Consider the following 20,320-nt stretch of genomic DNA (forward strand, 5'->3'; position numbering starts at 1 on the left):
GGGCTTTCTTATTTGGTTAAGGCGCGGGTATACATTCAACTAATGCTCAGTGGAGTAACCAGCAATAGATGTAGCTTGAATAGTAAAGCAAGCGCTATCGCGCGAAATACACACCTGATGCGCACCAGACATCGACGCAAGGTCGTTGTAGTCACTAAGCGAAATTGAAGCAGCCGCTTTCTCATCAATATGGGTTACGATGTCCCCCACCAGCAAATCAGTTTCACTAGCAGGTAAATTTGGGAACACGTAGCGCACTACAAAATCGCCACTGCGTATTTTTCGTAACTCTAACCCCAGTAAATTGTAGTCGGTAACAAATGGCTTTTGTGGCTCTAAGTAAAACGCGTTGTTGTTGTAATCAATAACTGTTTTAAATTGGTTCATTAGCGCATTACCTAATACCCACCAGTCATCTTCATCATCGCTTGGAATAAGATTCACCTTAACGTTATCTATCTTGATATTGCCAAGCGCTAGTTGCGGTAACGTTACTCTATCGTGTTCTACCTTACCACTTAAGCCAAAATCAGCGGCTCGCACGCGCCTTGAAGTAATACTGATGTCATTAGACTCAACATAGGCGGTACTAAGTTTTACATAGTGACGGCTGCCAGTATCAATGATGAAGGGCTCGTTTACCCTCACAGTGTCATTAAATGCAAGCTCGCCATCTACAGAGATCTTATTTAAAAAGCTGCTCATGTCTAATCGAGTCGCCTTTTCACTGGGCTGGTAAGCGTTTTGTGACAACACAATAGTATTTGCGTTTGCGTCAAATTCCCATGTGAAATGACGCATCATATCGTGTCCTATCACGCCATCGTAAATGGCTTCATCCTCTCGCAGATAATAATGTGTCTGGGATACGGGGATCATAGCCGCTTTCATATTATCGAAATACACCCCACCTAAATCGATGCGCTCAATATCCGTTTGATAAGCTTGACTATTGCCTTCTTCGCCCCATCCAGTAAGCGCCAGGTCAAATCCGCGAGGCAAATTGAGCTGCTGAACTTTTGGGGTGTCCATTAAGATAAGAAAGCGCGCGCCTGTATCTAACAAGAATAATAGCTTCTCTCCATTAACAGTTGCATAGACGTAAGGTTTTTCCCCCGCATATTCTGCATCTAGCGTAATTTTTGACTGTGCAGTGTAAACAGGTTCAACATCGTCGTTAATCTGCATCATTCGAAGTGAGTTAAAAACATGGCAGCCAGAGAGACTGGAACATAGCAGTGCGATACACACTATAGAGCGTTTAGTTTTATTGAACATGATAATAACCATTTATTTCGTTACCGTGCCCTAACGCTACCAATTTAGCTGTGAAGCAAATGTGAAATGCCAGTATGTGTGCTTTCACATCCATTTCACGCTTACCCGTTTACCCTAACGTCAAAATTGATTGGGGTAGATATTATGTCAAAGCACAACAACTCATGGATTGAACTGCGAGACGTTTCACAATCGTTTCGCGCCGAATCGCGAAACATTGTTCTGTTTAAAAATATAAATCTGTGCATCCGACAAGGCGAGTCGTATGCCATCACTGGCCCATCAGGTTCAGGAAAGTCAAGTTTGTTGATGCTGGCTTCAGGACTTGAGACACCTACCAAAGGAAGCGTGGTAGGCTGCAGTGAAACCAAGACCTACTCCATAAATGAACTGCGTTCAGAAATTGGCTTTATTTTTCAACAATTTCACCTACTTCCTGAACTTGATGCGCTTACAAACGTGGCCCTTCCGCTTAAACTTAGAGGCAATAAAGCGGCAACCGACATTGCTAAACAATGGCTGGAAAAAGTAGGACTAGCACACAGATCGACTCACAAGCCTTCTCAACTGAGTGGTGGCGAGCAACAGCGTGTTGCAATAGCGCGAGCGTTAGCATTCTCGCCTAAATTTATTTTTGCTGACGAGCCTACAGGAAACTTAGACTCACAAAGTGCAAAGGAAATCGCAGATCTACTCTTTGCGTGTTGTAAAGACAATGGCGCAAGCTTGATATTGGTAACGCACAGTGGGCAGTTAGCCGATAAGGCTATGCATCAACTGCAGTTTAATGAAGGCAAATGCTCATGGAAAAATCCTTTAATACAAGGAGAGCATTGTGCGTAAACTCACTTTTCCTCTAGCATGGCGCCTATTTTTAGACGATATCGCATCATCGCATTACCGTTTGCTACAGATGACCCAAGCAATAATGATGGTGTTTATTATCACCCTAACCTTAGCCAGTGAATCAGTGCAAAACCATTTGTCACTCAACATGGCTAACTTACTTGGTGCAGATGCAGTCATATCAACGTTTGGTGCACTGCCAGATTCACACATTGAACAGTTGAAAGCACAGAGCAATGCGTTCATTTTCACCCAAAGTATAAAGACAACGTTAACCTATAAAGAGCGCTGGCAGTCAGTAACGCTTAAAGCAGTAGGTAATAGCTATCCACTTAAGGGGCAATTACAAGTATCTGACGCTTTGGCTCAAGCCCCCTATCCTTCGCTTTCACCTCCAACGCCTGGAACCCTATGGATTGACTCTCGTCTAGCTTCAAGTCTAGGCGTTGACGTTGGAGAACGCTTATCCATCAGCCGGTTGTCGTTAGTCGTTTCACATATAGTGCAGCATGAGCCCGACAGACTTTTAGAGGATCACAATGTGGATATGCGTGCGCTACTTCACAAAGACGACTTTAATAAACTGGGGTTCAGTGATGACAATATTGAGTATCGCTATCAGATGAATGCCAACGATGCACAGCTTAAACGTATTGTCGCATATCAAAATAGCACCTTATTAAGTGCTCAGTTACGCCATCGTAATGGCGTGCATCCATTAGCCCTTTTTTGGCAACGCACCGAGAATTTCATAGGCTTAGCATCGGTGCTATTACTGTTTATGGCGTCTATCGCTATCTTTCAAATATCTCGCCTTCAAATAAAAAAAGAGCAATTCTTCGCTGCCGTGTGCATGAGCGTAGGCGCTTCGCGAGCACAAGGCTTTTATATATCTTTGGTTAAGTGGGTACTTCACCTACTTCTATTGTTTCCAGTAGTGTTAATTGTCGCTACGTGGAGTCATTGGGCGTTGGTAAGTTGGCTCTCTGATTCGTTGCCGTCTTTACTCTGGAAGCCTAATATCGCAACAACCGTTTTTTCCTTTATAGGCTGTGCGTTACTTGTAGCATTATTTCAGCTACCCGTTTGGCTATCGTTAAAACACGCCTCTGTTAGACAACTTGTTTTTAATCTTCCCACTAAAAAGCGCAGTTTTTTAGGTGTTCTGTGTACTCTCGTTGCCATTACCTTTGTTGCGTTTTCATACTCAGACAACGGCCTATTAACCACTATGGTATTAGGTTCTATGGCGAGCTGTATTTTCCTTATCGCAATTGTCAGCTGGTTAAGCCTCGCACTAGGCGAAGTAATCACAAAACGATATTCAGGTCTTATTCCCTTCACGACATTCATGATGAGAAAACGGTTGGTTAGCAAATCTACACAAATTATGGGTGTGGGATTGTGCGCATTTTTGCTGTTGTTTACGTTGATGTTGCTGCGTGACCTTGGCAATACGATGCACTCATATAACCGCCAGTTCGATGGCAACTTAGTGATTTCGCAAGCGAACGAAAAACAGATGGATTCTGTAATGCAATGGGCAAACGCGCATGACGCGCAACTACGTCAACGAAAGCCTTTTGTATACGCCACACTAACTCGCATTAACCAACAGCGCCTAGACGATTTTGCAACCAGACCAAGCGAGAGCTTAGCAACCTTCAAACAAGCAATACGGCTACATTGGACAGACAACCTACCTGCAAACAATAAGGTTATCAGCGGCCAGTGGTGGAGCGATGACGCACAGCAGTGGCAACAAGTCTCTGTTGAGCAGGAGGTATTAACAGATCTTGGACTTAACATCGGTGACGTACTCACATTTGCTATTGCAGGGCGGGCAGTTGAATTTACCATCGCCGCAAGTCATGCCTACATTCCAGGGGCCGGCTCTATGACGTTTTGGGTGCAAATGCCTGCGTCAGCTATGTCACACATTGTGGCTCCTCACTACGTTATGGCGAGCCTAGAAGTGAGCGAAGCTAACTTAGCTTCGCTCGGCATATTGTACAAACAACACCCTTCACTACGTATGATTTCAATTCGAGAAATGACCCAGCGTTTTGATGACACCCTTGCCCTTGTGACAAAAATCATCAGCGGTTTTGCGCTTATTATTGTATGTTTGGCCTGTATCGTTATTGTGTCTTCAGTGCTTACCTATGAACAAAGAGAACGCAAGAAAAATAGTGTGATCATGAGCTTTGGCTTACCGCGAAGGTTATGCCTTACGCTTAATCTTATAGAGTGGGTAATAACTGGCTCCATTGCAGCTTTCGGCGCTATGTTCGGTACGTGGTTGGCGGGAGTCCTCATTTATCAGTCGCAGTTTTCTATGACTTATCAACCCGATTTTGGCTGGCTAGCTACAACGCTTTGTATAATCGTTTTAACCGTTGTACTTATAGGCTACCTTGCAAGTAAGCGCAGTCTTTCAAGCACAATTCGAGAGTTACTTACCGATTAGTACCATTTCACATTCGTTTCACGTTGAGTTGCATAAAGTGACCATGTAATTTTAAAGGAGACACTTTATGCAACGTATATTAACTCGAATTTTTTCGATTGTGTTTTTGTGTAGCGCAGTATCATCGGCTTTAGCGTCGAGTAGTGATGCGCAGACTCGTATATTGATGGTTGTCAGCGGCTATGGACAAGCTCAGGGCAAAGAGAAGCCCGGATTTGAGTTTGATGAATTTGCCAAGGCTTTTTTGGTATTCAGAGCTAACGGCATAATGGTGGATATAGCCAGCCCAAATGGTGGCGCTGTTGAGGCCGACCAATACGACCCGAACAAAGCGTATAATCGTGAAGTATTGGCTGATGACGCAATTATGCGCAAGCTCAATAACACGCTAGCCCTTCGTGACCTTAGTGACCATAGCGCAGCGCAATACTCAGGTATTTTTGTCGTGGGTGGCAAAGGTGCTATGTTCGACCTTCCCTACAATGAGCCACTGCAAAACCTCATTGCAAGCATCTACGAAAAACAAGGTGTGGTAGCGGCAGTTTGTCACGGGCCAGCTGCGCTGGTAAACGTAAAGCTGTCTAACGGTGAATACCTTATTGCAGGCAAAACCATAAACGGCTTTACTAATGATGAAGAACAACTATTTGGTAAAAAGTGGGCACCGCAATTCGATTTCATGCTTGAAGATAAACTCATTGCCAATGGCGCAAAATTTCAGTCCTCGGATATTATGCTTGAACATGTTGCCGTAGATGGCAACCTGGTGACTGGACAAAATCCTTCGTCTACCATAGGCGTGGCGAATGCCATGCTTGAGGCGCTTAATATCAAAGTAAAGCCAACTACCGTGTATAAGGATGACCGCACCCTTGCGCAAATTGCTGCTTACCTTGATGGTGACGACGCTGCGCTACAACACATTACCACGTCACCGGAAACGCACCATATGGCCCTTGTGGGAATGTACGGCTATTACTATCTTCAGCTTGCCCCTACCGAGCACAAGCAACGCCAAGCCCTGGCCCTAATGTTACTCGCACAAGAGGCAATTAATAATCCTGCGTTAGATGTGCAAATTGCTAAAACTCAATATCAACTGGGTGATACTATGGCAAGTAGGCAAACGTTGGCGCAAACGCTTAAGCAGCATCCAGATTTTGAGCCTGCGCAGCAATTGTTAGCGACAATTTCGCAATAAGGAAATCTCAGATGACAATGTCTAAAGGCTTGCACATACTGTTAATAGAAGACGAAGTCAGTATTGCAAAAAACATTGCACAATACATGGAGCACAAAGGGCATGTACTTGATTTTGCGGTACGTGGCGACCAAGGGCTCGATTTAGCACTCAATGCCTACTATGACGTTGTCATCCTTGATTTAAACCTGCCTAGCATGGACGGACTGAATGTTTGCCAAACAATTCGTGAAAAGTCTGAACGCCATGTTCCAATTCTAATGCTTACCGCTCGTGACAGTATTGATGACAAAGTGTCAGGGTTTCACGTTGGGACAGACGACTACCTTACTAAGCCATTCTCGTTACAAGAGCTTGAAGTACGTTGTATTGCATTATCAAAACGCCACTTACTTCAAACTACCGATAAAATTGAACTTGGGCCGCTAACCATTGACCGTAAAAGCAAAACTGCGAGTCGTGATGGGCAGTCTCTATCATTAAGTTCAATGGGATTTAGGATCTTACAAATTTTAGCCGAAGCCCATCCACAAGTGGTAAGTCGTTCCCAGTTAACACAGCAACTGTGGGGTGATGAACCTACCGAATCTGATGCGTTGCGTTCTCACATCTACCAGTTGCGCAATGTGGTCGATAAACCCTTTTCCTCGCCCTTAATTAAAACCGTATTTGGTGCAGGCTTTGCTTTGTCCGTTGATGATAACAACGCAGTGTAAGGGGTGATCAGTACTTATGAAACTCGCTAAACGTAAATTTCACAGCTTAAGCCGTCGTATTATTTGGCGCTTTTGCTTGTTCACGCTCATCATTTCATCTATTTACGGTCTTATTACGCTGTCTTTGATGTATACGATAGAGGATAGCTTCATTGAACGAGGCGTGGCACAAGAAGCTGACTATCTAAACGCACAATTTGGCACCACGGGTCAGTGGCCTTCACCAAGAACACCTGACATGCAACTGGTGTTTTCTGAAAGCGACCTTCCTGACGACATTAGAGCCCTTGCAATTGAAGAGCCTCAAAGGAAAGAATTCTTTGGTCAAAATGGACGTCACTATCATTTGTATCGCTTTAATGATCACCCCGGTACATATCTTGTTGCCGAAGTAAGCAAACAATTACTTGTACGCCCAATACGTGGTGGCGTCATTCAGTTTCTAGTGATAAGCGCTGCGACAGTAACCGTGATTGCCTGTTTGATCGCTTGGCTAATCGGGCGTCGCACCACGCGTCCACTTAATGAACTGGCAAGCGCAGTAGATGGCGTAGATATCACCACACTATCAACACAGTTTGCTGAACAGCGTTCTTCCTATACCGATGTAAACCACTACCCCAACAACGAGGTTGGCATATTGGCTCGCGCTTTTGATAGAACGCTAAAACGCATTGCAATGGCGATGGAGCGTGAACAAAGTTTTACTCGAGATGTGAGTCACGAGTTAAGAACGCCCCTCGCGGTTATTAAAAATGCTGTAGAAGTGGCTCAATTGAAGCAAAGCAGCAATAAAACTGTTCACAATGAGCAGGTGCTCGAGCGCATTGCCAATGCCGCTGAGCAGATGGAAAGAACTGTAGAAACCCTTCTGATGTTAGCGCGTGAGGAGCACACTCCATCTAGCAGCACTTCTGTGAAACTAATGCCACTTTTAGAACAATCGATATTAGATAACCGCTTGCTACTTGAACATAAACCTGTCGAAGTAGAAATTAATGACAGTTGTAACACTGACGTAACTGCAGAGCCCAATGTGCTAAAAGTTATTCTTGATAACATTGTGAGTAACGCGTTCAAATACACGCTTCAAGGTAGTGTGCTGTTTACGGTAAAAAACGGTACTCTTTATATCAAAGATACTGGCCCGGGAATTCAACAAGATATCGCTCATTTGGTTACCCAACGGGGCGTGAAGGGCGAACAAAGTACAGGGCTTGGCTTTGGTTTATCGATTGTAAAACGACTTTGTGAACATCAAGGCCTTGCGCTGACCGTTTGCAGCCCTTCTGATACTGCTGGCACAGAAATCACTTTGCGCTTTCATTAAGACCTTTGTGTGAATCTGACGTACTGCCGACATAGCGAAAGTGAGAATACGTATCAGAAGACACCTCGTTAATCTCACTAAATACAGCAAAGCGCCCTTGCATGGTCATAGTGATGCTTTCAGGCAGTATCGCTTCGCCATTTTTAAAAAATGTCATATCAACCTTCAGTGTGTTAATGGTCGCAGCAAACACTGGTGAGAAGCTCTCCGTATTAGTAATAGTTATCTTCTTGATAAACTTATTGGTGACATTATAAGTGAGCTGCCCATTTAGAAGCTTTGACGCATCTTCACCGAGCTTTTCAAAATTCACATCAAAATTTGCCAATACCTCACTTTCACTGGCAGACGACATTAAAAGGCTATCTAATTTAATGAGCTCGCTGAGTTTCAATGCAATATTTGTGTTTTGCTTTTGTTTTTGTTTTTGTTTTTCAAATGCCTTTAGCGCTTTCTGACTTGGCACTTGTTTATTTTTTTGCAGTAACGTCCATTGAGCAGAGCCCATCTCATTTGGCGAGTACGCTTCTACGCTGCTCGTTACTTTGCCTTCCTCATTTTCGTAGCGCGTCACGCGATATGCCCATTGGTTAATCGGTGTATTTTCAAAGTTGGTAATAGCCTCTGCTATCGCCTTTTTGTAATTATCAGGCAAAGGTGAAAACTCGCTTTTGGTCACCTCGTCGACACCCAGTGCGTTACAAGGAGCAAGTAGCGCCAATCCTATTACACGGGTAGAAAATGGCGAGTGAAAAAAAGGTATTCTCAAGGGTGTAGACCGTATTGATTAACGATAGAAGGCACGATAGCTGGGCGTATGTGAAACACCCGTGAAATAGCACTATAAACGCCATACACGTGAACTATTTGAATAGTGCCCCCTCACTGGTTAGTATTTGCTTGAAGTAATAGACTGACATTGATGACATGACTAATACCACAACCCAAGAAGGCCAAGCACTCCCTCCAGAGCCAGAGAAGCCATTGCGAGACGATTGCTGTGGAGGCGGTTCATGTTGTCCATGCATTTGGGATGTATATTATGAAAAACTGGCAAAGTGGCGAGAAGCCAAAAAAGCAATAGAAGAGAAACGAGAAAACAAAACTGGCAAGTAATAAGTTTAGAGCACATTGATTGCCCAAAAAACGTCAACAAAATTTACACATTCCTCCAACATAAATATTGCAAATTTTTATACTCTTGTTTTTTAGGCGTTTATTTAACTTGGCGCAGTAGATGCTTAAAAATTAACCAATCAAAATAAACAACAAGAGTACATCATGAAGGACCAAACGAAGTACGTCAGCACAGTTTCATTCGCAATCCTATTAATAACTTTTGTATCATTCCACGCTTCTGCAGCGCTGATCCCTAGCGATTTGGAAGTAACTGGAAACGTCTCTTTTGGCGTTGACTCAGTCTCCGCATCAGGTAATGCATCACAAACTGCAACACTAGAGAGCGTTTTGGGTGGCAGTTCCAGCATTACTACAGTAAGTGGCTTGACGGTTACCGGCGCGAATCCGTTAGGTGGGCTTATGCTCAACACTAATGATGGTGTAGGCGCAGACGCTTCTATATCAGGAAGCGCAGGCGGCAGCACTGAAGGTTTCTTTTTTGATTTTCTGTTTTCTATGACAAATACGTCGTTGACAGATAGCTTTCAAATATTCTTTGAGCTTGTTTTTACTAATACAACCTCTGCAAGCGGTGCTGACGCTTATGCTGATGCTGAGATAATACTTGAGGATGAACTCAACAATGAGTTGTTCTTTTCTGATTTGACATCTGACACGCTTTTTGGTGACGAAAAAAATGGAAGCGGACTCCCAACGCAAGGCGCGACGCTAAGCGATTCTGGTACTTTCTTATTCAACTTTATTCTTGCAGCAAACAGCAGTAACTCATTCACCACAGAGATTAAACTCGAAGGAATAGATTTTGATGGAAGCGGCTCATTTTCTGCTGATACATCTGCATTTATTCGAGTTGTCGGTACCGAGAATCTCACTCCCCCGGTGAACAAAGTGCCGGCCCCCCCAACATTAACCGTCTTGATTTTAGTAATGATGTACTTCGCTGTAAGACAAAAAAGATAAAGGAATAAGAAATGAAACAGCCAAATAAACGTCAATTAGTTGCTATCTCAAGTTTAGCGTTAAGCTCAATGTTACTTCCCACTACCGCTAGCGCATGCTCAACCGATGTATACTTGGGAACGCTTTGCCTATTCGGTGGTAATTTTACAATTAGAGGTTATGCTTCTGCCCAAGGGCAATTACTCCCTATAAGTCAAAACACCGCTCTGTTTTCGTTGTTCGGTACCACCTATGGCGGCGATGGAAGAACAACATTTGCGCTCCCTGACCTACGCGGCCGATCTCCCATAGGACAAGGAACGGGTCCTGGTCTGGATACCATTAGACTAGGACAGCGTGGTGGGTCTACAACTCATACTCTCAGCGTTTTAGAAATGCCTTCTCATAATCACGCAGCGTCTACAACAATTGTGAACAATGTTGACTCGTCAGCCAGTTCCGCCACATTGCGAGCGCTGGCGGCAAATGCAGATACCAACGTACCAACAGGGAGTGTACTCGCGAACAGCCCGAGAAGAGAAAATATATATAATTCAGGAACGCCTAACGTCGATATGAGTGCCGATGCTATCGTGTTAGATGTGCAAGTATCAGTAAGCAGCAATGCGACTACCACGGTGTTGCCAGCGGGCGGGTCGGTTCCATTTAATATACGCAGCCCCTATTTAGGTATGAATTGGCTAGTTGCTACACAGGGAATATTCCCTTCTCGAAGCTAACGGTATGCGTATTGTATTTTTATTAATGGCTTACTGGGCAATTTTGCCCAGTACGTCAGTAAATGCGAAAACAGAAGATTGGGCTGCACCTTTGCTTAAGGCTATCGAATTGCAGAGCAAAGGTGAATACGTACGTGCTTACGAGTTAATGCGCGAACCTGCAAACAAAGGGAATGGCTTAGCGCAATTTAATTTGGCGCTACACCACGATTTAGGCTGGTCTCGCAAACGCAACCAAGCAAATGCGTGTTTGTGGTATGAGCGGGCAGCCAAAAATAATATGCCATTGGCAATGCAGAAATATGCAGATTGTTTAAATGAAGGCATTACTGCACCAAGTGATGGTGACGTCGCGTTGTATTGGTATCAAATGGCTTTTCAAAACGGTATTTACGAGTCTGCTTGTTCAGCGGGTAAACTGCTTATTGAAAATAGCAAAGACAGCAGGAAAGACATTGAACAAGGATTGGATCTTTGCAGAATATCAGCTGAAAAAGGCAGTATAGAAGCCGCTCTTTTTCTTGGGGAACTTTATTACAGCGACGAAATTGTAGATAGAAACCCTATTCTTGCAATCAAACTGTTCCAGCTTGCGTCTCCTGACAAACAACCCACTGCTGCACTTTATATAGCCAAGATGTTTGATGAGGGTGATGGTGTACAACAAGACGTTAAGCAAGCTGCTTATTGGTATGAAATAGCGGCCGCACAGGGACTGGGCGAAGCCTATCTACCCTTAGCAGCACTATACTGGGAATTGTACACCACGAGCCAACAAGAAAATGAACGCTTTCTTGCAAAGTCATATCTCTGGATTAACGCATCGGCAGCGCTTGATTTACCTGATAAAAACGATGAAGCTGCTATCCGTTCATATATTATCAATGAAACTCCTCCTCACTGGAAAGAGGAGCTTGATATTTTAGTTTCCACACACGTCCAAAACCATCATAATGCTAAGGCCAAAAAGCACTAGCACAGTAGTTGTATTCTGTCCGCGCTATTAACTTAAAAGCCTTCAAGCACTAGCTTGCCAATAGCACTACCCTCTTCCAATATTTGGTGGGCTTTTTTCAAATTAGCCGCATTTATCTTGCCCAGGTGTTTTCCCACTGTGGTTTTCACTTTGCCTTCATCAATTAGATTAGCAACGTGATTTAGCAAGTGACTTTGTTCAACTATATCGTCTGTTTCAAACATCGAGCGTGTAAACATGAACTCCCAGTGTAACGATAAACTCTTCTGCTTGAGTTTGCTCACATCTAAAGACTCAGGATCATCAATTAGGGCAAGTTTACCTTTAGGCTTCATGACTTCAACAAAGGCTTCAACGTAGGCCCCCGTGTTATTTAAGCTAGCTACGTGGGTAACTTGCCCAATGTTGAGTGCTTCAATTTGCTGCGCCATCGGTTTGCTGTGATCAACAACGTAATCAGCACCTAATGAGACCACCCAGTCTTTTGAACTTTGGCGAGAGGCTGTCGCGATAACTGTTGCCCCTGTTAGCGTTTTTAGTAGCTGAAGCATTATTGAACCAACGCCACCAGCAGCCCCAACGACCAAAACCACTTCGTCACTTTTTTCTTGCTGTTGTACTAGCGCCAAATGGTCAAACAATAATTCATACGCCGTAATAGTTGTTAAAGGTAGGGCTGCAGCTTCGCTATCTGACAGAGTTTTAGGCGCATGTCCTACAATGCGCTCGTCCACCAACTGGTATTCAGCATTCGTACCTTGGCGTGTGAGATCTCCTGCATAATACACTCGATCACCGACAGCGAACTCAGAGACATCAGCACCTATCTCAACAACTTCTCCAACAGCGTCCCACCCTAGTATCTTGGGAGTGCCCGCTTCAGGATTGACGCGCTGACGAATTTTATAATCTACTGGATTAACCGCAATCGCGTTTACTTTCACCAATAAGTCGCGTCCGGATGCAGACGGCTTTTCAATATCTACATCAATTAGTGCATCATTCTCATTAATTGCTAGTGACTGGGTATATCCAACAGCTTTCATTTTTAGCTCTCCTCTTCAACGTTATCGCTATCATACGCTTGATTAATTTGAGATAAACAGCACAATCAAAGAAACATTATCAACTTAAATTTGAAAATCATGTTACTAGACGATTTTAATGTTGTTTTAAAGGTAGCGGAGTTTCGCAATATTACCGCAGCGGCTACTCACTTAAATATGCGCAGTGCTACTGCGAGTGCTGCCATTAAGCGCGTGGAACAGCACCTAGGGGCAGAATTATTTGTGAGAACTACACGTTCATTACGTTTGTCTGCGGCGGGTGAACGCTTTATTCCTGTTTGTGAAGAAGCAATGGGGTTATTAGTCAACGCTCAACATCACCTTAAAGGTGAAACAGGGGAAATAGAAGGTGAATTGCGTCTGGGATTATCGTCTGACTTAGGAAGAAACATAATCGTTCCATGGCTGGACTCGTTTATGGAAGAACATGAAAAGGTGAGCGTGAAGCTTCACTTTAGTGACAGCAATGTAGACTTTTATCGTGACCCTATCGACCTAGCCTTGCGCTATGGATCGCCCGACGACGCCAGCGTATACGGCTTCAAAATTTGCGAAGTTCCTCGTTTACTGGTGGCCTCCCCGTCTTTTTTGGCAAATAACGGCACGCCGTCAAACATCGATGAACTGCGCGACTGCAATGGGCTTTTTTATCAATTGCACGATAAAGTGTACAAAGAATGGGAGTTCTTACATCAAGAGAAACAGCTGAAAATTAAGATGCAGGGAAACCGCACCGCCAATGACGGTGAAGTTGTGCGAAAGTGGGCAGTTGCAGGTAAAGGTGTGGCGGTAAAGTCCAGTCTGGATACATGTGACGATATTTTAAATGGCCGGTTAGTAACATTTTTGCCTGATTACACGCCAAAACCCACCCAACTATGGCTAATTTGCCCAAGCCGCCAATCTATTACACCCGCAGTGCGTTTGTTGCGAGATATGCTAAAAACACGCTGTGAGATGCTCCTTTCGTCATTGGTGACACAAGGCATTATCAACGAAAAGCAAATATGAGCCATTGCCTACTCAATGGGAAGGCAATGCATTTCAACTTCGTCTTGCTCAAGCATATCGTAAACCCGTCTTTCTACTACGCCCAAGTTGGACGCTGGCTTTATAGCAACAGTAGCAGCTACTTCAGCAAGCAGTTCGACATGTTGGTTTAGTTCTTCTATTCGGGCTCTAAATATTGTCATATCGCCAAAGCGTACAGCCCCAAACCGGCCACACACAACTAAGCGATCATGCTTGGACGTTACGCTTTGCAAGTGGTTTCCTATACCTGTTGATACCTGATACCAGTTCCCATCGACAGTAATCACGAGTTCCCCTGATTGCCCACCAAACCAAAAACCGTTTTTATCGTCAGGAGCATAGGCGCTAACTTCGCGAGTTAATAACTTGCCATTATATCCGGTGGGAAATTCCAACTCATCAACATCGTAAATAGAATTAAATTTCACAACCACCATTCTATCGTATGGGGGGGTAGAGAAAGTACGAATTAAATACCCAGCAAAATACGCTGCTTCGCAGTTTTGCGAAATAGCCCCACGCTTAAGAACACCGTGAAAATCAAACAGTAGCGACGTGCTACTATTTGAAAAATAAACCTTTCCATTTTCGCACACAATGCGTACACCACCTTCCAGTATGGATAAATCAACGACCGGCGAAGGTAGCGGTTTTTCAAATAGCTTAGAAATGGCTCGCTTTGTCAATTGCCTTGACTGTAGCTGGGTAGATTCAATGACGAGTACCTCTCCCCCGCTGGTGCCAAGGTAAAGGCGCGAGTCATGAAAATTAGCCGTTGTAAAAACATAGTTAGCAATTGCAAACGTAACCGGTGTTTCTTCTGCCTTACGCCACAGTACTATGCTTTCTACCCCTGCTAAACATACTAATTCGGCGTCAATTTCTACGCTGCACAAATAGTCTTTTTGGTGACTATTGGGTTTTATGTCGGCGGTTACACTGCTTTTTTCAAGTAACCCTATTGCACCATCCTGACCACACATTAATGTGCCTGACTCTATGGCCAAAGCACTCCACCACGTTGGTGCAGAAATGGAATAACCTGATACTTCGCTACAGGTAAGCTTAATTTTCTTGATCCGTCCCCACCGGTGACCCACGTGAAGTACACCGTCATCAAGCGTAGAAAAGCACGTTACTTTGCTATACGAACCCGTATGATGCGTGGACACAGTCTTATCTTTATCGCAAAGCAGTACACTACCTCGACTGCCCCCTACTATAATTTTACCATCAGAAAATAATGCACTGCTGGCTGTCTCATCAGAGGAAACCCAATGGTCTTTAATATCCGCAATCTTAGTCCACGAATATCGCTTAAAGAGATCTGTCACCCGATAGACAGACGCAAGATCAATAACGAATATTTCGTCTTCTGACACCGCGACTAATTCATCAACGGATATATCCAAACGTTCAGCCGTATTTTCTTCAAGATCGACAAAATAGGATTTAAGCACTTTGGGGTAACCACTACTTAGTCTCACTAAGAATTGTGTATGGCTAACAATAAAAATGGCTTCAAAGCTTAACCTTTCACCCCTGTCAGTTGCCTCGAGTAAAGCGTCAACACCCTCAATTTCAGACAAGTTACCGTTTGACCATTTTCTAACGGCCAAATCACTACACCCTAAATACACTTCATTGTGTTTTGAAACGCCACATTCAGCGCTCCAGTCTGCACTGTTCTGATTTTCAAAGTGATAGTGTAAGTCGCCATCTTCTTGCACGATGACTTCGGCGATATATCCGCTTCCTCCTGCAAGCACAATATTTCCATTAGACAGGCCAAATGACAGTTTAACATCACTTCTGCAAGGCAAATGTTGGCTAAAAGTTCCACTTGGCGAGGCGACTATCAAATTTCCTCCATCACATGAGGCAATCAAGCCGCCATTGTTCGACCTTGCAATGGTAAGGGTTTCATCTACTCTGCCATTGTGCAAACACGACCACCTCTTTTGCGATATGTCATAATTGAGTATTTTCCCCATCCACCCCACTGCAACTAGCTGATTGTTTCCGCTATAGGCAATACCTTCAAGAAAGGGCCTTCCCGCGACATAAAGCCGTGACCATTGCCCGTCTTTAAATTGAAGAAGCGTACTCCAGCCAACAACAATGATATTTTTTTCGTCAATGGCGTGGATGGCATAGAACTTGTCATTTTTCTTCACAACATCTGTTGCTTCTTTGGTAATTTTATTTCCAACGATTCGACAAAGCGTACCGTCGCCGCCACAAAGTAGTAATTCGTTAGTGTTTGGAATTTTGGCTATTGCATTAATAAATGGTGTTTTTGTTGGTGCATCGAGTAGCTCAGGCGCTTGACCGGGCTGAATACGCACCACCCCGCCTTTGAAGACGCCGTTTGCTTTATAGGGACTGCCTACCGCATAGATAGTGCCGTCCTCTAATCCCGCTAGCGAGTACCATCTATCGGGATAAGGGTTATGGCTAATACGGTCCCATTTCATTAGGTAGGTCCATTTATTACCATCGAAATGCAATATTTCAGAGTTATCGCCACATACATACAGATCATTTGAACTGTTTCCCCACACCGCTTCAAACCATGTAGGGTCATAGGTATTCTTTGTGGGATTATTCTCTACTTCGGTCCATTCATTACCATCAAAATGCCAGATTGCACCGAACGTGCCTACTGCCCACACGTCATCAGGCGCAAATCCATGAACATCATAAAAGTCTGAAGTTGAATTCACTTTTATTGGTTTAACCGCACTATCGTTAATATGAAAGAAAGTTCCTGACTCTGCAGCAGCAATGGATTCACCATTGCCAGCGCTCCATACGGCGTAACAGGTTTTTGACTGGGTATGCGTGTTAGCGGCTTGAAGTGGGTTTTCACGTAATTTTGTGGCCATTCCCTTTCCTTAAGTTCCTGCTGAGGATGTTGTTGCGAGTAAGACGAGCTATCGCAGAAAACAGGCGTACCACTGCTCTTTGAAAGCGTAGTCGTAATTAAGACATTAAGCGATCTTTCTGTATGAAAAGTAGTTTAAAAGTATAAGAAGGCGGATGATTCAAAAGATAATGGCGGTAAAACCGCCATTATTAAGTGTGATGTTTTTACTATATTGCCTTGTGCCTAGCGCCGATACATTGCAGGCTCACCTTTTTCAGGCGTGCTAGATTTTATAAACTCGCGTAAGTCTTGGTTCGACTGTTTTAAATCGTCGCGACGTAGATACATCATGTGACCACTTCTATACCCTTTGAAGCTCAATCTATCTTTCATATTGCCGCTTTGATCCAGCTGCCACATAGTATACTTAGCATCGAAATAATTAGTTGCACCATCGTAGTAACCTGCTTGAACCATCACATTCAAATACGGGTTTTGAGCCATCGCTAGACGTAAATTCTCACCGGTTTTGTTGTTGGTTCTGTCCCAAGGATGGACATTGCCAAACATGTTGTACTTGGTATCAGTTTTGTAGTTAAGTTCTTCACGTAAGTAATAGTTAATAGCAGGCGTAAATGAGTGAAGCCACGAAGTCAGCTCTGCATAATAATCGGTTCGATCGCCACTTTGTTTTTCATCCATACCCAAATAGCGGCTATCAAGTCGACCAAGGGTTTTACCTTCTTCTCTTAACAGTTCTTTCCAGAAGAAAGAGGTACTAACATCAAGATTATTTTGAGCAATGGCTTCTTCAGACAAACCAGAGTAGCGAGCCATTTTAGCAAGCACTTCACGCTTTTCCTTAAGCCCAATAAAGCCCCCTTTCGCTAACGCTGGAATGAGGGTGTTAATGGTAAAATCTTCTACCTCGGGGAGCAGCTCAGTAAGGTCTTTATTCTGCAATTCACTGTCCAGCTTTTTGTGATACCACGCAGTGGCTGCAAAGTATGGCAGGCGGTTTGCTGCTTTCACTGGACCATCGCGTTCAATACCAATATCAGTTGGCGATACCAGTACCACGCCATTAAGGTACATCCACTGGCGACTTTGTAATTCTAAGGCTAGACCAGAGACTCGAGTTGTACCGTAACTCTCACCGATTAAATATTTAGGTGAACGCCAGCGATTGTTGCGGGTAACAAAGGTGTTTACCCAATCAGCTAGATATTTGATATCAGCGTTAACACCAAAAAACATTTTCTGCTGCTCGTCTTTTGACGGCATTTTGCCATCTGCATCTTCTAAAACTCGGCTATAACCCGTATTGACCGGGTTAACAAAAACGATGTCAGCAACATCTAAGATAGAATACGGGTTGGTTTGCACACCGTAAGGTTGAACAGGAAAACCTTCACTATCAATATTAAGAATGCGAGGGCCAGTGTAAGCAACATGCATCCACACTGAGGCAGAGCCAGGCCCACCATTAAAAGATATTATTAACGGGCGGCTGGCATTATCTTTAATGTCAGTGCGTTGATAGTAAGTGTAAAACAACGTAGCCACAGCTTCGTCTTCGCTGTTCCATACGGGCTGTGTACCTGTGGTTGCGCTATATTTTACGCGCTTGCCGAGAATTTTCGTCTCGTGCTGTGTAATCACATTGCTGTCTATTGGTATACTGCGATTGTGGGCACTTGAGTTAGTATCAGCGAAAGCGGGGACACCTATCAACGTTAATGATAACGAAGCTATTAATGCCAATGATGCTGCGCCTTTCCTTGAAATTAAGCGTGGTTTTATCATTTTTAAAGTCTTTCTAGTTATTTGTAATTAACATGGTGTTTACGTTGTACACTATACCGCCACTCTGCGACTCTCTGAAAATTGCGCGATAAACTAACGAATTTCTTCGATAATCGTCGACATTCATGCTCACCTTTACCATTTTCGCTGTGTGTAAATCGTTTAGCGTTGTAAAAACACATTCTCAGGACCATATTGGTTTATGTGTTGCTGGAGTTCTGGAAAGAACGTTAGAAAGTGCGCTTCAATGGCGCATTGGTTATTCTCAATATCATCCACCGCTTGATGAAAGTTATTCTTAAATCGTATCCGCTTTGCCACTACTGAAATGGCTTTTGCAATACCCTCTTCTTTAGCGTAATCATCAAACCAATTATGGGTAATCATATGGCCAATACTGTGTTGCATCGAACGTGGCATGTAGGGCAAACGTCGCTCTAAAAGCGTGAAGCTTCGCGTGGTAAACGCGTCAAAAGTTTCTTGCGTAAATCGCGACCAGTGCTTTATGAGTAAATGGTCAAAGTAGATATCAAGTGCGACAGGTGCAAACCGACGTCGACTTGAGGCAAAAAGCTGTTTGGCTTCTCTTACACTTCGGTGTGCATCGGTAAATTTGTCAACCTCATAGTGATTGGCAAGCCCTCTTTGAACCGCATCTGAAAACTGCGACGTTGCTGTGCCTCGCCTAAAATCACCCAGCAAATTGCCAAAATGTGAATCTTCGGTGGCTTGAGCAAAGAACAAATGTGCGAGGTAATTCATATTGGGTTGCCTGTTAGTTTTTTAAGTTGTATGCCACATCACCTATCAGGTAGTATTGCCGCCGCGTTTATAACGCACACCGCAAGCTTACAAAAAATTTTGGGATAAGTAACACAATGTCAGTCATTTCTTCTTCTGAAGTCAGTTCTCTTCTTCAACCTATCAATGCCTTTTTGCACTCTGAGACCCCACAAGCTTGGATAGATGAAGCAAGAAAAGAAGAAAATCTGCGAATTTTGCTAACCGATCACCTTATTTGTGAGCTAAAAGCAGCACAAAGCGCCATGTATTTGTTACGCCGTTATGTAGCAGATGAACAAACCAGTAAAGTACTGCTGGGTTGGTTAAAACCTTACGAAGATTTCACCTATCGCCATGAAGGTGATTGGCAATCACTAAATACTAAACACCTTTCTAAAAATGTGTTCAATGTTGAAGGGCTAGACCCGTTCAAAAAAGACATGCTTGATAAAATGGTGATGTTAATAAAAGAAGAACTGCACCACTTTTACCAAGTGCTGGAAATTATGTATGAACTTGGTTTTGACTATAAGTCGGTGACCTCTAGCCGCTATGCTAATGGGCTGCTTAAACACGTACGAACCTATGAGCCAGAAAAGCTAGTAGACAAACTGATTTGTGGTGCCTACATTGAGGCTCGCTCATGTGAACGTTTTGCAAAGCTTGCGCCTCACGTTTCAGAAGCTCTCGGCAAATTTTATGTGTCTTTGTTGCGTTCTGAGGCTCGCCATTTTGAAGACTATTTAACCCTTGCTGCTGCAATATCACCCGTAGATATTTCTGAACGGGTTGCACACTTTGGCGCGGTGGAAAAAACGCTTATTCAAAGTCATGATGATACCTTTCGTTTCCATTCTGGCTCACCTGTTGCCGCATGAGTGCAAGTGGCACTTACGTTAACAGATCATTATTTAATCAAATTTATTGACGCATCATAGTTATTACTGCACACTCAAATTGTAAAGATATTGTTAACGGCAGTTCTGTGATGCTATGCATCTTTGCTTTTATCGTTATAGTTGCGCAAATAACTGTGTCATTTTTTGCAAACTAAGCGTTTCCTCGTGTTTTCACTGCCTAGAACAATATATCCATAACAACAAATAACCATGGTTATATAAGGCAGG

Annotated in this window: 17 protein-coding genes; 11 read left to right on the forward strand and 6 right to left on the reverse strand. The window is 43.6% G+C overall.

What is annotated here, in order from left to right; all coding sequences use genetic code 11:
- Positions 1-39 precede the first annotated feature (39 nt).
- A complete protein-coding gene (locus JN178_RS12480) occupies positions 40-1,278 on the reverse strand; it encodes an aspartyl protease family protein (RefSeq protein WP_202261853.1) in 1,239 nt (412 codons plus the stop codon).
- 144 nt (positions 1,279-1,422) lie between these two features.
- Between JN178_RS12480 and JN178_RS12485 the strand changes: the two genes are divergently transcribed.
- From JN178_RS12485 to JN178_RS12505, 5 genes are all read left to right on the forward strand, one after another.
- Positions 1,423-2,121, forward strand: a complete 699-nt coding sequence (locus tag JN178_RS12485) for an ABC transporter ATP-binding protein (protein ID WP_202261854.1) — start codon at positions 1,423-1,425, stop codon at positions 2,119-2,121.
- Positions 2,114-4,594, forward strand: a complete 2,481-nt coding sequence (locus tag JN178_RS12490) for an ABC transporter permease (protein ID WP_202261855.1) — start codon at positions 2,114-2,116, stop codon at positions 4,592-4,594. Before JN178_RS12485 ends, JN178_RS12490 begins: the two co-directional genes overlap by 8 nt.
- A 67-nt stretch (positions 4,595-4,661) precedes the next feature.
- Complete coding sequence (locus JN178_RS12495; protein WP_202261856.1) at positions 4,662-5,795, forward strand: type 1 glutamine amidotransferase domain-containing protein; 1,134 nt, start codon at positions 4,662-4,664, stop codon at positions 5,793-5,795.
- An 11-nt stretch (positions 5,796-5,806) separates the two neighbouring features.
- Positions 5,807-6,511 (forward strand): response regulator transcription factor, encoded by a 705-nt coding sequence (locus JN178_RS12500; protein WP_202261857.1) that lies wholly within the window; start codon positions 5,807-5,809, stop codon positions 6,509-6,511.
- A gap of 16 nt (positions 6,512-6,527) precedes the next feature.
- On the forward strand, positions 6,528-7,841 hold the full coding sequence (locus tag JN178_RS12505) for a sensor histidine kinase (protein WP_202261858.1): 1,314 nt from the start codon (positions 6,528-6,530) through the stop codon (positions 7,839-7,841).
- Here JN178_RS12505 and JN178_RS12510 read toward each other — a convergent pair.
- Entirely contained in the window at positions 7,822-8,610 is a 789-nt protein-coding gene (locus JN178_RS12510; protein WP_202261859.1) for a hypothetical protein, read from the reverse strand. The two genes, JN178_RS12505 and JN178_RS12510, sit on opposite strands and share 20 nt — an antisense overlap.
- 158 nt (positions 8,611-8,768) lie before the next feature.
- Here JN178_RS12510 and JN178_RS12515 point away from each other — a divergent pair, with 158 nt between their 5' ends.
- From JN178_RS12515 to JN178_RS12530, 4 genes are all read left to right on the forward strand, one after another.
- Positions 8,769-8,957, forward strand: coding sequence for an oxidoreductase-like domain-containing protein (locus JN178_RS12515; RefSeq protein ID WP_202261860.1), 189 nt, complete (start codon positions 8,769-8,771; stop codon positions 8,955-8,957).
- Positions 8,958-9,122: 165 nt separating this feature from the next.
- The gene (locus JN178_RS12520; RefSeq protein ID WP_202261861.1) at positions 9,123-9,941 is read left to right on the forward strand and encodes a hypothetical protein; all 819 of its coding nucleotides are present in this window, start codon (positions 9,123-9,125) and stop codon (positions 9,939-9,941) included.
- A gap of 11 nt (positions 9,942-9,952) precedes the next feature.
- The gene (locus tag JN178_RS12525) at positions 9,953-10,660 is read left to right on the forward strand and encodes a phage tail protein (protein ID WP_232369562.1); all 708 of its coding nucleotides are present in this window, start codon (positions 9,953-9,955) and stop codon (positions 10,658-10,660) included.
- A gap of 4 nt (positions 10,661-10,664) precedes the next feature.
- A complete protein-coding gene (locus JN178_RS12530; RefSeq protein ID WP_202261862.1) occupies positions 10,665-11,636 on the forward strand; it encodes a tetratricopeptide repeat protein in 972 nt (323 codons plus the stop codon).
- 32 nt (positions 11,637-11,668) lie between these two features.
- On the opposite strand, the gene JN178_RS12535 is transcribed toward JN178_RS12530, so the two are convergent.
- Positions 11,669-12,682 (reverse strand): zinc-binding alcohol dehydrogenase family protein, encoded by a 1,014-nt coding sequence (locus JN178_RS12535; protein WP_202261863.1) that lies wholly within the window; start codon positions 12,680-12,682, stop codon positions 11,669-11,671.
- A 99-nt stretch (positions 12,683-12,781) separates the two neighbouring features.
- Here JN178_RS12535 and JN178_RS12540 point away from each other — a divergent pair, with 99 nt between their 5' ends.
- Entirely contained in the window at positions 12,782-13,714 is a 933-nt protein-coding gene (locus JN178_RS12540) for a LysR family transcriptional regulator (RefSeq protein WP_202261864.1), read from the forward strand.
- 8 nt (positions 13,715-13,722) lie between these two features.
- On the opposite strand, the gene JN178_RS12545 is transcribed toward JN178_RS12540, so the two are convergent.
- The 3 genes from JN178_RS12545 to JN178_RS12555 form a co-directional block, all read right to left on the reverse strand.
- On the reverse strand, positions 13,723-16,623 hold the full coding sequence (locus JN178_RS12545; RefSeq protein WP_202261865.1) for a hypothetical protein: 2,901 nt from the start codon (positions 16,621-16,623) through the stop codon (positions 13,723-13,725).
- 224 nt (positions 16,624-16,847) lie between these two features.
- Positions 16,848-18,410 (reverse strand): S10 family peptidase, encoded by a 1,563-nt coding sequence (locus JN178_RS12550; protein ID WP_202261866.1) that lies wholly within the window; start codon positions 18,408-18,410, stop codon positions 16,848-16,850.
- Between the two features lie 162 nt (positions 18,411-18,572).
- A complete protein-coding gene (locus tag JN178_RS12555) occupies positions 18,573-19,172 on the reverse strand; it encodes an acyl carrier protein phosphodiesterase (RefSeq protein WP_202261867.1) in 600 nt (199 codons plus the stop codon).
- Between the two features lie 116 nt (positions 19,173-19,288).
- Between JN178_RS12555 and miaE the strand changes: the two genes are divergently transcribed.
- Positions 19,289-20,071 carry a tRNA isopentenyl-2-thiomethyl-A-37 hydroxylase MiaE gene (miaE, locus tag JN178_RS12560; protein ID WP_202261868.1) on the forward strand — a complete coding sequence of 261 codons (783 nt, stop codon included), beginning with the start codon at positions 19,289-19,291 and terminating at the stop codon, positions 20,069-20,071.
- The last annotated feature ends 249 nt before the right edge of the window (positions 20,072-20,320 follow it).

Origin of the sequence: Alteromonas sp. KC3, from assembly GCF_016756315.1 — a bacterium.
In the GTDB taxonomy this organism is placed as follows: Bacteria; Pseudomonadota; Gammaproteobacteria; order Enterobacterales; family Alteromonadaceae; genus Alteromonas.

Excerpts from the sequence above, each read along its gene's own strand:
- JN178_RS12480 (WP_202261853.1), bottom strand. The coding sequence starts at position 1,278 with ATGTTCAATAAAACTAAACGCTCTATAGTGTGTATCGCACTGCTATGT.
- JN178_RS12485 (WP_202261854.1), top strand. The coding sequence starts at position 1,423 with ATGTCAAAGCACAACAACTCATGGATTGAACTGCGAGACGTTTCACAA.
- JN178_RS12495 (WP_202261856.1), top strand. The coding sequence starts at position 4,662 with ATGCAACGTATATTAACTCGAATTTTTTCGATTGTGTTTTTGTGTAGC.
- JN178_RS12500 (WP_202261857.1), top strand. The coding sequence starts at position 5,807 with ATGACAATGTCTAAAGGCTTGCACATACTGTTAATAGAAGACGAAGTC.
- JN178_RS12505 (WP_202261858.1), top strand. The coding sequence starts at position 6,528 with ATGAAACTCGCTAAACGTAAATTTCACAGCTTAAGCCGTCGTATTATT.
- JN178_RS12515 (WP_202261860.1), top strand. The coding sequence starts at position 8,769 with ATGACTAATACCACAACCCAAGAAGGCCAAGCACTCCCTCCAGAGCCA.
- JN178_RS12520 (WP_202261861.1), top strand. The coding sequence starts at position 9,123 with ATGAAGGACCAAACGAAGTACGTCAGCACAGTTTCATTCGCAATCCTA.
- JN178_RS12525 (WP_232369562.1), top strand. The coding sequence starts at position 9,953 with ATGAAACAGCCAAATAAACGTCAATTAGTTGCTATCTCAAGTTTAGCG.
- JN178_RS12530 (WP_202261862.1), top strand. The coding sequence starts at position 10,665 with ATGCGTATTGTATTTTTATTAATGGCTTACTGGGCAATTTTGCCCAGT.
- JN178_RS12535 (WP_202261863.1), bottom strand. The coding sequence starts at position 12,682 with ATGAAAGCTGTTGGATATACCCAGTCACTAGCAATTAATGAGAATGAT.
- JN178_RS12540 (WP_202261864.1), top strand. The coding sequence starts at position 12,782 with ATGTTACTAGACGATTTTAATGTTGTTTTAAAGGTAGCGGAGTTTCGC.
- JN178_RS12545 (WP_202261865.1), bottom strand. The coding sequence starts at position 16,623 with ATGGCCACAAAATTACGTGAAAACCCACTTCAAGCCGCTAACACGCAT.
- JN178_RS12550 (WP_202261866.1), bottom strand. The coding sequence starts at position 18,410 with ATGATAAAACCACGCTTAATTTCAAGGAAAGGCGCAGCATCATTGGCA.
- JN178_RS12555 (WP_202261867.1), bottom strand. The coding sequence starts at position 19,172 with ATGAATTACCTCGCACATTTGTTCTTTGCTCAAGCCACCGAAGATTCA.
- miaE (WP_202261868.1), top strand. The coding sequence starts at position 19,289 with ATGTCAGTCATTTCTTCTTCTGAAGTCAGTTCTCTTCTTCAACCTATC.